Origin of the sequence: Gilliamella sp. HK2, from assembly GCF_001690265.1 — a bacterium.
GTDB lineage: Bacteria > Pseudomonadota > Gammaproteobacteria > Enterobacterales > Orbaceae > Gilliamella > Gilliamella apicola_C.
The window spans coordinates 1-14,937 of the sequence record NZ_LZGV01000095.1; the positions used below are offsets into that span (position 1 = coordinate 1).

Annotated in this window: 8 protein-coding genes; all 8 read right to left on the reverse strand. The window is 33.0% G+C overall.

The features are described from left to right. Positions 1-207: hypothetical protein (locus A9G45_RS10135; protein WP_141673663.1), on the reverse strand; the 207-nt coding region annotated here is incomplete at its 3' end. Positions 208-717: 510 nt separating this feature from the next. Next, the gene (locus tag A9G45_RS14485) at positions 718-1,488 is read right to left on the reverse strand and encodes a hypothetical protein (protein ID WP_065572402.1); all 771 of its coding nucleotides are present in this window, start codon (positions 1,486-1,488) and stop codon (positions 718-720) included. 509 nt (positions 1,489-1,997) lie between these two features. After that, the gene (locus A9G45_RS10145; protein WP_176701817.1) at positions 1,998-2,408 is read right to left on the reverse strand and encodes a hypothetical protein; all 411 of its coding nucleotides are present in this window, start codon (positions 2,406-2,408) and stop codon (positions 1,998-2,000) included. Positions 2,409-2,503: 95 nt separating this feature from the next. Continuing rightward, a complete protein-coding gene (locus A9G45_RS10150) occupies positions 2,504-6,724 on the reverse strand; it encodes an RHS repeat protein (RefSeq protein WP_176701645.1) in 4,221 nt (1,406 codons plus the stop codon). A gap of 86 nt (positions 6,725-6,810) precedes the next feature. Beyond that, positions 6,811-10,572 (reverse strand): Ig-like domain-containing protein, encoded by a 3,762-nt coding sequence (locus tag A9G45_RS10155; RefSeq protein ID WP_065568036.1) that lies wholly within the window; start codon positions 10,570-10,572, stop codon positions 6,811-6,813. Positions 10,573-10,607: 35 nt separating this feature from the next. Further along, complete coding sequence (locus A9G45_RS10160) at positions 10,608-11,471, reverse strand: rhodanese-like domain-containing protein (protein WP_065568037.1); 864 nt, start codon at positions 11,469-11,471, stop codon at positions 10,608-10,610. 176 nt (positions 11,472-11,647) lie between these two features. After that, the gene (locus A9G45_RS10165; protein WP_065568038.1) at positions 11,648-13,663 is read right to left on the reverse strand and encodes a hypothetical protein; all 2,016 of its coding nucleotides are present in this window, start codon (positions 13,661-13,663) and stop codon (positions 11,648-11,650) included. A 663-nt stretch (positions 13,664-14,326) separates the two neighbouring features. After that, positions 14,327-14,935, reverse strand: a complete 609-nt coding sequence (locus A9G45_RS10170) for a tail fiber assembly protein (RefSeq protein ID WP_065568039.1) — start codon at positions 14,933-14,935, stop codon at positions 14,327-14,329. Between the last annotated feature and the right edge of the window lie 2 nt (positions 14,936-14,937).

The window sequence follows — 14,937 nt, forward strand, 5'->3', positions numbered from 1 at the left end:
AGTGATATCTTGCCAATTCTTACCCAAAAATTGTTTTAGCGCTATTTCATCATCAGGCATTATTATTGTTGCAGTTTCAAAACTTAATTCCCACATATCTTTCGGACGCTCTCGCCAAGAAAATGCCTCCGTTATTTTATTGAATAATATTTTTTCATATATAACTTCATATTTTTCCTGTTCAGGTGCTATTACCTTTTTCACCATTGAAGTTCCTTTTTTAATTTATCACTAATTTTATAACATCTTTTTATTTCACTATATATCTTATTGATACTCATCAAAATATTTGGACAGGTTATACTAATTAGTATCCGCTTTATCAGGTTATTGTTACGATAAACAAAAGAAATCACGCATGACAAATCGCATTTCAAGAAGAAAAAAACGCAGTTTTACTTACCAATAGAAAAAACAAATAATGATTCTATATCAATATGCTAAAAAATAAACAAATATTATTACTGAGTATGACATCACTAAATCCGCATTAGATAAGTGGATAAAGCAATATCAAACCACTGCTTATTGTTTAAACTCTGCGCTAAGTTTTTTGACACATAATGTGTTCTCCTATGATTTGTACTATTTTAGGGGGATATTTAAACCTACTTCACTACCATTTCTCTTAAGCATTTTCATTCATTTTGTATCTACCTATTTTTTACTCATTCGCTTAGTTCAAAAATAGGCAAATACATAAATTTATTTACAGCGTCATTTTTCTCGTTGCTTAGCAAGGCCAATAAGTTTGTCTAGGCTAATTAAAGAATTCATTACATTATTTTGACAAACACTTTCATCATTTTGATAGATATCTTCATCATCTTGATATGTATCTTCTCTTGTAATCCATATTAGCCAAGCTTTAACTGCTAAATATTCTTCAATGGTTAATGTTGCCCAGCGTTCAAATAGATGGCTCTCAGACAGTATTTTTTCAAAATCCATAATCCATAATACGATTTTATTTATAACAAAATCTTTAATCCTTGCCTTTTGTTTCCCTATAGCTTCAGCTTCAGCTATAGCTATAGCTCTTGCTTTAGCTCTTGCTTTAGCTCTTGCTTTAGCTCTTACTTTAGCTCTAGTTCTACCTAAAGCTATATCTATAGCTTTAGCTTTAGCCTCAGCTTCAGCCTCAGCTCTAACTATAGCTTCATCTTCAGCTATAGCTATATCCATAGCTTTAGCTGAAGTAATAAGTAACCCAGGTAAATAATAAGCATAGGCTGATGGAGTAAATACATATAAAGCATCATCATAGTTTACGTATATATCAAAAGTGATATCTTGCCAATTCTTACCCAAAAATTGTTTTAGCGCTATTTCATCATCAGGCATTATTATTGTTGCAGTTTCAAAACTTAATTCCCACATATCTTTCGGACGCTCTCGCCAAGAAAATGCCTCCGTTATTTTATTGAATAATATTTTTTCATATATAACTTCATATTTTTCCTGTTCAGGTGCTATTACCTTTTTCATCTTCGAAGCTCCTTTTTTAATTTATCACCAATTTTATAACATCTTTTTATTTCACTATCTATCTGATTGATCTTCACCAAAATATTTGGACTGGCTATACTAATTAGTACCCGTTTTATCAGGTTATTGTTACGATAAACAAAAAAACAAAAGAAATCACCCATGACAAATCGCATTTCAAGAAGAAAAAAACGCCGTTTTACTTACCAATTAAAAAAACAAATGGTGATTCTATATCAACATGCTAAAAAATAAACAAATATTATTACTGAGTATTGCATCACTAAATCCGCATTAGATAAGTGGATAAAGCAATATCAAACCACTGCCTATTGTTTAAACTCTGCGCTAAATTTTTTGATACATAATATGTTCTCCTATGATTTGTACTATTTTAGGGGGATATTTAAACCTACTTCACTACCATTTTCTTAGGCTTTTTTCATTCATTTTGTATCTACCTATTTTTTACTCATTCGCTTAGTTCAAAAATAGGCAAATACATAAATTTATTTACAGCGCCATTTTTCTCGTTGCTTAGCAAGATCAATAAGTTTGTCTAGGCTAATTAAAGAATTCATTACATTATTTTGACAAACACTTTCATCATTTTGATAGATATCTTCATCATCTTGATATGTATCTTCTCTTGTAATCCATATTAGCCAAGCTTTAACTGCTAAATATTCTTCAATGGTTAATGTTGCCCAGCGTTCAAATAGATGGCTCTCAGACAGTATTTTTTCAAAATCCATAATCCAAAATACGATTTTATTTTTATTTATAACAAAATCTTTAATCCTTGCGTTTTGTTTCCCTATAGCTATATCCATAGCTTTAGCTGAAGTAATAAGTAACCCAGGTAAATAATAAGCATAGGCTGATGGAGTAAATAAAAATAAAGTATCATCAGGCATCATTATTGAACCTAATTTCCACATCCCCTTCGGACGCTCTCGCCAAAAAAAATGCATCGGTTATTTTATTGAATAATATTTTTCCTGTTCAGGTGCTATTACCTTTTGAATCTTTGAATAAAATCTTCACGAAGCTCATTTTTTAGACGTTCTTTTATTAATCTATTACGAGTGGTATAACAATTTTTTATTTCGCTATCTATCTCATTTAGTCGCCTTCTATGATTTTTATCACCACCTTGAAAACAAAAATCATGGTGTCTTTTTCTAGCTGCATAAGCTTTTTTCTTGATCTCTATTGCTTCTTCAATTTGTTCTATTGTTAATTTTTCATCTGATTTGCATGGATACCGTGCACTCAGTTCTTTCAACTCATGGTAATAAGTATTTAATTCTGCATCTGGATCACAACGTGGGTCAGGGTTTCTGGGTATATCATCTTCATCATCTCTAACCTTGCTCTCTATAGAGACAGAAGCTGATGGACAGGAAGCATGGCCATTATTTAATGAATCATAGGTATTTGATGAACCATAGTTATATTTCTCTAACAATTTAATGCTATTTGATACTCCATAAGCTATACTGCCTCCCACAACTGCAACACATTGTGGGTTTGCCAAACATGCCCTTATGCCACCCAAAATGGGATAGACTATTGGAAATTTCCCTAAGGGATCTCGATATAAAAGCGGATTGCCACTGGCATAACTAAAGGTATTTATTCCGCCATTTAAGCCTATCGGATCGCTTTGGATATAACGCCCTATTTTAGGATTATAGTCCCTAAAATAATTATAAGAAAGTCCCGTTTCTTGATCATAATATTGCCCAGGAAAACGTAAATTTAAAGTAATTTGGTTATTAGGATCTAATACCGCATTACCAAAAGCGTCACTGTGCATTTTCCATGTTTGCTGACCTTGATTGTTAATGGCCAGTTGTGGCGTACCTAAATGATCCGTAATGAGATAATGGTAAGACGCAGTTTGTAGCGTCTGGTTAGCTGCAGTTAAACTTGCCTGCCACAATGGGCTTGTTCCCCATTCGGTATCAGGTACCCAACCATAGGCAACCGTCATCTGACCACGATGGTCTAATTCAGCAATCAGACCTTCATTTGTATAAATAAAATAGGTGATATCACCATTAATGGTTTTACTGATACGACGACCAAAAGGATCATATTGATAAGTCGCCAGTTCAGTTGTTTCATCGTTAACGCTGATAAGGCGCTCTGCTGCATTGTAGTGATAGCTTAATTTTTTATCTGCACTAACTTCAGTGGCTAACTGACCATTAGGCGTATAAGTCAAGGTGGTTTGACTAGCGCCTTCGCCCCATTTGATTAGCTGATTAAATTTATTATATTGCCACTCGCCTAATTGTTGCGCACTACCGATGCGATTACCAATAGCATCGTAGCTATAAGACTCTACAGTGAGTCCATTCTTTTGTAGTTCAATATTAGGTTTAGCAAGAATAAGCCGATCTAATAAGTCATATTGGTAATTGTTTTCCCCGTTTTCTGTTGCGATACGAGTTATATTACCCACCTTATCATAGCTATATTGACGATTTAATAATGTTTTGCGATTCGCCGTTAACCCTATCAGTAAAGGGCGCTGTAATGAATCATACTGCTTAGTTTGCGTTGCATTAGGATAAGTCACTTTAGATGGCATAAACCAGTGGTAATCACTCCACTTAATCACTTCGCCATTAGCCAGTGTTGCCTGTTTTAGTTGGTTTTTATCATATCCATAGGTTATTTTAGTATTATCCGGATAGCTAATGGAAGCTAAATTCCCCTCTTTATCATAAGCGTACTGCAAAGTCTTAGTAATACTATCTGCACCTGTGCCATAAGTAATCGTTTCTTGAGTTACTCGACCAAGTTTATCGCGCTGATAAACAAAGTGGGAATGGGTGTCACCAGTTTGTAGTATATCAATTAATTGATTAGCCTGATTATAGCTATAAGCGACAACCTGACTTGAAGTTGATTGACCTTTTTCAATATAACTTTGTTTTATCAGATTTCCTGCCGCATCGTATTGGTATTGAATACGGTTGCCATTTATTTGTTTTTTCTCGATTAATTGATTTGCTTGGTTATAACTATACTCAATCTCATTCCCCAATGACTTGGTTTCTTTAATAAGATTATTATTTTTGTCATATTCAAATGTGTATTGGTTATCATTTGCGTCGATGACTTGCGTTATATTGCCTAATAAATCTGGAAGATAACGGGTTTCATGACCTAAAGCATTAATCGATTTTACGGTTTGCCCTAAGGCATTATATTCTGTTTGTGAGACCCGATTCGCTGCATCAATAACACTGGTCATTAAACCTGATTGATCATAAATGCGGTGGTTAGTTAATAAGCTATTATCATCTAATTGTTTTTCAATTTTAGTAACTTGTCCTAAGGCATTATAGTTATATGTCTCAGTAAAGGTAGGATAAACAACTTTAGTTAATAAACCCGTTAAATTAGAACCTTTTTCACCATATTCATAAGTTAAGATATTCCCTGCAACATCTACTTTCTGTATGAGTTTATCATTGGTATTATACACTTGTTGAGTGACTAACCCCGTTGGGCTAATGGTTTTGATTAGGCGATATAAGTTATCATACTGATAAATAGTGGTTTGATTGAGCGCATCAACGACTTTTGTTTCATAACCGTTCTGATTAAAGCTGTAGCTATATTGGGTTTTATTACCCAACGCATCGACGACTTTGATTAATCGCCCCATTCCATCGTTCGACAAAGATACACTATGATTGAGTGGATCAATAGATTCTGTAAGATAACCCGCTAAATTGTAGTTAAATTGCCATAGTTGCTGCAGTGGGTTTTTTACTGTTTTTACTTGTCCCTGAATATTATAAGTGTATTGTGATTGATAGCCATTACCATCAGTATATGTTGCTATATTTCCATAGCGGTCAAAAGTTCGCTGTAAATTAATAGTTTTACTGCCGCCATTAATGGTCGCGGAAATTTGTTGTCCATAGGAGTCATAATGAAAGCTTATAACGCGTTGTTCGGGTTTACCTACCGCATATATAATTTTAATAGGATGATTAAAAGCATCGTACTGAAGGCTAATTACATCGCCTTTGGTATTCGTTATTTTTATTGGATTATTGGCTTTATCGTATTCATAAAGCTCTATGGCGCCATTAGGATAAGTGATTTTTATTGGATAGTCGGATTGATTATATTGCGTGGTTATTGTTAATCCACGTTGATTAGTATACTTAGCCGAATGATTAGCTTTATCGCGTTGATAAGATTCAGTAATACTATCATTTACTGTTCTGGTAATAACACGACCTTTGGCATCAAATACGGTAACTGTTTTTTTGCCTACTGGATCATTAACAGTAATGGTATATTGCTTATTAACGCGATTATATTGACTATTAAAAATTGTTATAGCACCAGTTTTGTCGGTAATTTTACCTACTTGGGCTAATTTTGTATCGCGATTATCAGAACCAGTTGTCACAACTGTTTTTTTTGAAATAACCCCTCCGTCTTTACCACTCATCATAGCGGTTATCGGTGCAGGAGTTGATACGGTGTAATCAATTTTAGTTACACCACTATCTGGATCAGTTTTTTGGTTTAGTTGTCCATTTGCATCGTACCCATAATGCCATACATGACCAAGAACATCCGTGACCTTGACCAGTTTATTTCCCGACCATTCATAACTTACAGTTCGCCCTTCACGATCACTAACTTTAATAAGACGTTCTTGATTATCATAAATAAAACTATATACCTGTTCATCAAAATGATCTTTGATAGCAATACGGCGTCCTTCGTTGTCTAAGATAAAACTAACTTTTACATTATTAATATCACCATATTCTAAAACTCGGCCTTTATCATCAAAATTAATCCAATTTCCTTGTTGATCGAACCAATGCCACCCACTATCTGTTTTCTTAATAGATATGTGTTTATAGGTATATAATTGTTCCTTACCAGTACGTTGATACATGGTACCTGCACGATCAATGGTTTTAACACTATCATCTAATGGATCAAGAACAAAACGTAAATTAGCCCAAGCCGGATTTATATACCAACGACCATTAATCCAAGTTCGATTAAGTTTAACTTCGCCACCAAGTACTTTGACCCTTAGGTCAATCGTACTTTCAGTATATTCTGTATTTGGTAATTTAACACTAGCGTCACTTGTACCAGATATTTTTTGTATATCACCATTATAAAGTTGTGCATACGCTATTTTAGATGATGAGGCAATCATTATTGTCATCACCATAAAGATTGCTATATACTTGTTTATATTTTTAATTATCATGTTGCGATCCTTTGTGTTGTTTGACACACTAATTTTCATTTTTTAAATTACCTAGCACCGCTTGCCGTACCGGCACTCGCACAACTAGCTTCTGGAGCACAACCTGGTGCTATTGGCATGGCTAAAGGAGAGCCTAAAGCGCTACCTGAATTAGTACCTGAACCCCAGTCCCAATTAAAATCTGCTAATGAACATTGCCCTACATATTGATAAAAATAACCACCGCTATTACCTTTAGATATGTCGCCATTAGCGCATATACTGTCATGTAGCTCTAAATAAGGCGCTAAATAACAGCTACTAGCCGCATTTTTACTTTTAAATAACATTGTTTCAACCGTTGCTTCTGGTTTAACGCTTTGAGTTTGGTTCGGATCAAGGGCGGTGACTCGATAAGCAATAACTCTTTTTTCCTTAGGCAGGAGACTATTAGGTATTTCTCCAAAAAATTCATACTTAAATTTATTATCAGTTTTCGGTAAATTTAATACCACATTTTTAGCCTCTATCAGACCATAGTTAGTGATAGTGAGCTCACCCACTTTTTCCTCACCAATTTGTAAACCCGCTAAATTAATAGACATAGGTTCTATCAAAACAACAGGTGCTGGTACCAAAGTATTGAAAGTTGCATTTAACTCAATATCATAAACATCTTTAATTGCTGTTTCTGTTGTACCAAATTCAATATTGATGTTTTGGTACTCTAAAAAGATATGTTCATTAATAGTAGTATTAGGGCGAATAACAATGCGACCTGACACATCCGTATGGTTTGGTGCACTCACACGATAGCGATAAACTCCTGTAGGGAGGTTTTCTAATAAGGCGATCCCTTGTTCATTAGAGATAATGCTATATTGTTGAGTAAGCACAGCTTCATTTTGCAACTTAATCGTCGCACCTTTTACGCCTGCAATAGGATTACCTTGTTTATCCAATGTTGCTGTATAGATATCAGCAATATCAAATTGTGCAATACCCAGACCACTTTGTGTCACTGAAATACTGACGGGAATTGATCCTAATATATTGTTATTCTCTGCTATTTTAAGATTAAAACGATAAACACCATCACTTACCTTGTTATTTGGTTGAGCAACAATTTGTAAAGGTAGTTGTTCATCAACAGCAATTGATTCAATTGTTTTATCAGTAGCAATAAATATCCAGTTTGGCGCTGGATTACCACTTTCATCAAGAAGTTCAATTTGAACATTTTCTGCTTTAGCCAATCCTTTATTGCCTAAATGAATATTGGTACTCACCATTGTTCCCTGTTGCACACCCGTTTGAATATAATTTGGAACCGCATAAAGGGTCGGCATTGCTTGTCCTAATTGATAATCAATTTTCAATTTACCTCGTATTAAATCATTTGATTCATCAGCTAAAGCGACAAGATAAATACTTCCTTTTTCGGTTGCTGTATCATCAGCAATGAAATTAATCATGGTCAATTCAGTTTCACCACTATTTATATCAATTGGTTCAGATTTTATTTGTATCCCTTTTGGCAAAATACCATCTGGCTGATTATCTGCAGTTAATACCCAACGTAAATTTTTAGCAGTAATACTCGCTTTAGCTACCATATTTATAGGCATTGCAACGTTACGTGCCGCTTTTAGATGATAATTTTGATAATTAAAGGCGATACGATTAATTTCAAAACTAGCTTGTGAAGTCATAATTAATTCATCAGGATGAATAATGGCTACTTGATATATACCTGCATCGTTTTCTTGAGGCATAAAAGTATAAGAGAAATTTCCTTTATCATCAGTTGCAATGGCAATTTTCCGCTCAAAACCATTAACTTTTAATACTAACTTAACTGGTGCATTAGCAACCACAGTATTATCCTTCCGATAAATCGCCTGTCCTGTAATTGTAATAGGCTGTAGTCCATAGCTAACTTTTGGATTGATATTGGTAACTTTCCCTGTATAAGCTGTCGGCGGTGGTGCAGGAGGTTCCATTTTAACCATTACCTCACGTTCAATTGTAACAACTTTACCACTGGTATTAATCGCTTTAACGGTTAATTTATGTTTACCATTATTTTGTTGTGTTAATGGCCAATGAACTTGATAAGGAGATTTGGTTAATGCTGAAAATAATTGGTCATCAAGGTAAACTTCAACTTTATCAATTCCTAATTCATCTGTTGCAGATATCTGGATATCCATAGGGGCAAAAATCACTTGATTATCTGCTGGTGTTATAATGGTTGCCTTTGGTGTCGGTAGTTTAAAACTAACTGAAACAGGTTTACTGTGTTCACTTATACCAAAATCATTATTAAGTACCGCCGTTAATTGATAATTCCCCTCGGCTTTAAGATCAACAACTTGATAAAAATAACCATTTTTATCAACTGTAACTGGATCATTAACCATTCTCCCATTCAAATATAGCTGCACTTTTCCAGCTTCCTCAGCTTTACCTTGAACCTTTAAATTTGATATTTTAACCGTGGAATTAGAGACTGGTTGAATTAATATTGGCGCTGTAACACCGATAGCTAAAGGCTCTGTATAACCTGATTCATTACCAGCTTTATCAGTTACATTTAAGCGCGCATATAATACTTCATTATCTTTAACTGGCAAATTCGAAATTTGGTAGCTATTTGCATCAATTTGGATATCTTGATCAATGAGAGGTGTATCAAAGCGCTGGTTAGTTGCTATTTGTAAATGTCCAGATTTAACACCACTTAAATTATCATAAGTTGAAAAAATCACTTTCACTGTATCACTATTAATACGATTAAATTGTTTGAGCTTAACCACTGGTTTTATCGTATCAATAGTCACTAAAGTTGAAAGAGGAGACCACATTTCCCATGTTCCACCATTATTAATACTTCCTCTAATACGTGCTCGATAAGATTGACCATTTTGCAAATCATTAACAAATGTAAATTGACCTACATCGCCAACAACTTCTCTATACACTGTATTACCAGATGGATCTTGAATATCAATTTCATAACTATTGAGTGGACTAATTTTTTGCCATGACCAACTCGGCGCTTGATGGCTATAACGGCTAACTGGTATTGGTGCATCTGACGTTAATCCTGAAATGTCAAAAAAATTATAAGATGCATTTTGATCAACAATATATTTACTAAAATCACTATTTGGTGTAAATAAAATCGCTTGTTCTGGTTTAATAACATTTGCAGTATTACAACCTATTTGTGTATAATTTGAAGCTGCGCCTTGGATACCTATTGTAGCGCCGCTACCTTTGCTATGCTCGCCTATTAAATAACGATATTGATACTTAATTTGATTAGAGTTTTCATAAAGAATAGCCTGAAATGTTCCCATGGGAAGATTATTACCAAAGTAATACTGGTTAGTCCATTGAACAATTAACCTCCTATTAGGTGCCTCACCCTGAGTTTCATACTGAATAGTCCCCGTCGGCTGACCCGAAACATCGGTTCTTAAATCATCCCAAAACACATAAAGTGTATTTTTTAAATCGGGAAGACAACCATTAGTGTAAGCGAAACTTGGGTTAGTAAATTGAATCAAACCATTAGTTGTGACATAAAACTTATCAAAATTGCTACCATAATAGTTAAAGCTAAATCCTATTGGAAAAGGACCTGCATATTTATCATCACCATATAATCCTGTATTTGTAGCAGCATAACTAGAATGATAAACAAATATAGACAAAACAAAGAAAAGGATTGCATATTTATTTTTTTGTTTTATTGATTGTCTTTTTGAGGGCCTTATATTTAATTTTAAAGATAGATTTTTCCATCGTTTATAAACTTTCATTTTTTGCTCCATTAGAGTTAGAAATTTTTATTAAATTATAGCGTTAGCCTACAAGGCTTAGACAAACTCTTGCCTGCATTATTAATTAAGTTTGCCTGTTGCTTCACATATTGTTGATAACTAGCTAAACCGCCTTCTAACCAAACAACTTCGCTTGGATCAGGAAACGTTAATTTGCGTTTTAATAATTTGGTGATATGTTCATTAGGGGGGATTAATACATATTGTATAAAGGTATCATTGTTAATAATTTTATTTTTAAAAAAATGTTTTATAGCTAGATGAGATTCTTCTGATAAATTAAAATTTCTAATAGGTTTTTCAGGTAATGTATCAATATCTTGTGGCATTAAACCAATTGTAATGATCTGCCAGTTAATAGTTTTACTACCTAATAGAAATTCTTCAGGGGTTATTGTATTTGATAACTGTAGGTTTTGTTCTTTTAGCTTGGACCACGTTCTAATCCCCCCTAATAAAGCAAAAAGATGCTTATAACCTTTTTGCCTTAGCGTATTGATTGTTCGATTAATCGTTTGTTGTTCAAAACCTGTTCCAACTAATACTACTGTTTTATCATAAAGAAAATCCTTTTTTTCTAAATGATTAAGCGGGATAGTTAAAATACCTAATTGATTATCTGAGTTAAATAAGTTCGATCTAACATCTATCCATACTACATCATCTGATAAATTACGCGCCTGTTCAATGGTTAACCAAAACGTCTTATCTAATGATTCTTTATGTTGATTAATAGGCAAATGAGTAAAAAGATCTCTATAATTTTGGATATCTTCTTGACAATTATTAATTTCATTTGCAGAAATCTGACAACAAAAAGACAAAACAGTACAAGAAAATAATAATCTATATAGCAAATTAGAATGAAAAACTGACATTTTTAAAATTCTTTTCAGGTTATTTAAATAAGTTTTAACACAATTAATTTTTATTTATTATTAAGATAGAATATAAATCTGGATATTTGTTATAAAACAAGCGACATAAGCACAACCTATATAAGTATATGTTTTACTTATATAGGTTAAGATTGATAGGGATGATCAAATAATTTTTATAATGGTGTTACATATACTTTGATATTTCCATCCTTAGTAGCAGACATATAGAAATTACCTGTAAATTCATTATTTTTACCAAGAATACCTGATTTAAACGGAATGAATATATCGGATTTAAAGCTATAATCTCTACTTACTTCTGCTTTACAAACCTTACTTTCCAAATCAAAATTTGCCTTTCCTGGGCAATAACGACTAGTCATTGCAACGCCAGAAAACTTAACCAAATAAGACTTATCCGCTTGGAAATTATAATTTTTAGGTAATAATTCATTTAATGAATATCGAAAACCTTTTATAATTGAGGTCGTGTTGGTTAATGAATTTTCCATATCAAGAGGCACTACGATCACTTTTATCGTTTCTGTTTGTTTGGCTAGTAGATAGATATTTCCTGTGAAGTGACTATCTCCATGAAGGATACCTGACTTAGAAGGGATAAAAATATCTGTCTTAAAAGCATCTTTCTCAAAAGTATAATTCCTATTTAAATCCGTTTTGCATTTTTTAGAATTTTCATCAAAATTATTCTTTCCTGAGCAAATACGAGAAGCTATGTTACCAATAAATTCGATCATATAAGACTTATTGGCTTCAAAATAATAGTTTTCTGGTAATAATTCATTAAGTGAATATTTGGCACCTTTTGTTACTAAAAACGTGTCTACTATTGCTTTTGTTTCGTTTATATCACTCTCATATAAGGTATAACTTCCTGTACTATTAGTATCAAATAAATGAATATAATAAGACCAAGATAAATCATCGTTACGAATTTTGGATTGCCAAATATTTTCTGCAGGTAATACCTTGCCATCAGAACGAATTACCTTATTCATCTTTTGATTGCCGAAACTTGGATCAGCTATTTTTACATAAACTTGTCCTTCCGTTTTTGGAAAAACGAGTTTTGTTTCTTTACCAACTGTAGTGAGTGTGGCATTAAGTGATTGATCTGATAGATCTGTGTTGAATCCTTCGGATTCATATACACGAATTACATCACCATCTAATGCTAAAAAGTCTGTAATATTATCTCTATCGGGTAAATCTACTTTTACATTATGAATCAAAGTATGCGTATTTACTGTTTTTAATAAAGATGTTACTGAGCCACCTAACGTATCAGCATGGGTAAAAGTCGCATCAAATTCCACAAATTTACCATGCAAGCTAGTCATCATATCCCAACGCCCAACTTTAGATGAGTGCCCAGCAATATCACCAAAATCTAATAATAAACTTTTGTTGACCGCATGATCCCCCATATAGCTACCTAAAATATTGAAGTCAATCAATAAATTTTGTTTATTTTCAACAATTTTAGGTTGTGCAGAATCGATGACAGTTTTATAAGAAGTACCATGACCTTCATTCTTAACGCGTACACCTAATGTAAAAGGAATAGAGGGTTCAATTTCAGGCGTAAAGGGATCATCCCCATAAACTTCGCTTGGTATAAAATAATCTAATGTTAATAACGGCTGAGGTTTAATTACAACATAATCAGGTGGAACTTCTACGCTTACTTCTTGTCCATTCAATGTATAAGTAACTTTAGCTCCAATATAATATAATGTATCATCAGATTGCGCCGCACCATATGCAGGAACAATTAACCAATGAGCTTCAGCTTTAGTTTTTGCTTTTATCTCACCATCACCATTAATACTATTAATGCCAGATAATGAGTTAATGCGATAAAAAAACTTTGCATCGTTATCATTAGCATTTTGAGTTGTCGCTACTTGTTGATTATTTCTATCAGTAAAGAGCAATTCTATACGTATATTTTTTAGTATCGAATCCTCTAGGCCATTATTAATTATCATTCGAGCATCAAATGCTTGCCGTTCAAATGATAATTTTTGCTCTATAACTATTTTTACTTCTGCACATATCGCATCTTGCGCAAATACTAACTTGCTAGAAGTAACGCTACAGAAGAAAAAAAGTATCCATATAAAGTACCGATAATATTTTTGTCTGCATTTTAAAAGTATGTTCATTTATAATTGACCTTTTATAATATTTTTATTCTGAATGAATCCATTTATAAGCGAATAAAATAACTTTTCCTATTCTTTATAGATTGCTCTCTAGGAATCGTTTAATAAAGCTCAAGGCTTTATTTTTTATATCTATAAGCAATTAGTGTGGATAATTAAGTAAATTAATAAACTATTACTACTAATTAACTACTGTCTAATTCTGAATCCAAATACATTGCTAGTTCACAATTTGTTATCCCTATTATCAAATGCCAATGTTTTTTTCATTAATATAAAATTAATCATTAAGCATATAGATAATCAAGAAAGATAATCTTATTTTAGTATGAAAAATAACAATTATAATAATTAATAAGAAATGAAATTTGTAATAAGTTCTATTGTTAGTATTTAGATGAAACATTCTTTATTTGTTTTTAAACAAAAGAATTTATAATTTTTAATGTATTATGTTTTGATATTAAAACTAATTTAGATCTAAAAAACTAAATTCAGCTTACTTCATATCGATTTAGAGGGATTTGCTTATAATAGTGAAATAATGCAACAACGCTAGTAATGTCAGAATTGGCGCAATGTCGTTTGTCAATAGAGGAATTCCAGATAATTGCACTGTTTATACACAAAAAAACAAATACAATTACCCAGAGCGGTTAATTATTACAGTGGCTTTTCTGGCCAATTGGTGTCTGGCGCCGTATCAACATCAATGCGATTGAGTAAAGCTCGGTATTTTTTCCAATCCGCGTATAACGCCTTTTCTTCATCAGTTGCAATATCAGTATCAATTGCATCTTGTAGATAATCAATTTGCGTAGTAGCTTCGCTTAATAGCTGTTTTTTCTGTGCTGTTGCAACATTTACATGGTGCTGATGCTGTTTATTTTCATCTAATATCCATGCTTCACCGTTCCAAGAATCAAACTCAGAATTTGGTTTTAACAGTGTGTAATCTGTAGGAATGTCGCCAATTTCTGTTACTGTTGATTCTACGCCTGTTGTAGTTGAGTAGATTTTTTTACCTCGGTAATCATTAAGGTAAACCCATTTGTTGTCTTGACGAACAATCGCTTTATCTTCTTTCACCGATTTCGGTGCATCAATGCATGAGTTAGCCGGCACACCGACGCCAACTTGTAAATACTGATAACTGGCATTTTTGTACTCGCCAGTTATCACGTCAAAATTGTAAATAACTGCATAACCTGCTTTCTCTGTTAATCCGTTTTTATCTAAAACAGCAAATTCTGGTTGTAATTGATATTTCATTG

What these genes read in the sequence shown, in the direction of transcription:
- A9G45_RS10150 (WP_176701645.1), bottom strand. Translation starts at nt 6,724, where the DNA reads ATGGTGATGACAATAATGATTGCCTCATCATCTAAAATAGCGTATGCA.
- A9G45_RS14485 (WP_065572402.1), bottom strand. Translation starts at nt 1,488, where the DNA reads ATGAAAAAGGTAATAGCACCTGAACAGGAAAAATATGAAGTTATATAT.
- A9G45_RS10145 (WP_176701817.1), bottom strand. Translation starts at nt 2,408, where the DNA reads ATGATGCCTGATGATACTTTATTTTTATTTACTCCATCAGCCTATGCT.
- A9G45_RS10160 (WP_065568037.1), bottom strand. Translation starts at nt 11,471, where the DNA reads ATGTCAGTTTTTCATTCTAATTTGCTATATAGATTATTATTTTCTTGT.
- A9G45_RS10165 (WP_065568038.1), bottom strand. Translation starts at nt 13,663, where the DNA reads ATGAACATACTTTTAAAATGCAGACAAAAATATTATCGGTACTTTATA.
- A9G45_RS10170 (WP_065568039.1), bottom strand. Translation starts at nt 14,935, where the DNA reads ATGAAATATCAATTACAACCAGAATTTGCTGTTTTAGATAAAAACGGA.
- A9G45_RS10155 (WP_065568036.1), bottom strand. Translation starts at nt 10,572, where the DNA reads ATGAAAGTTTATAAACGATGGAAAAATCTATCTTTAAAATTAAATATA.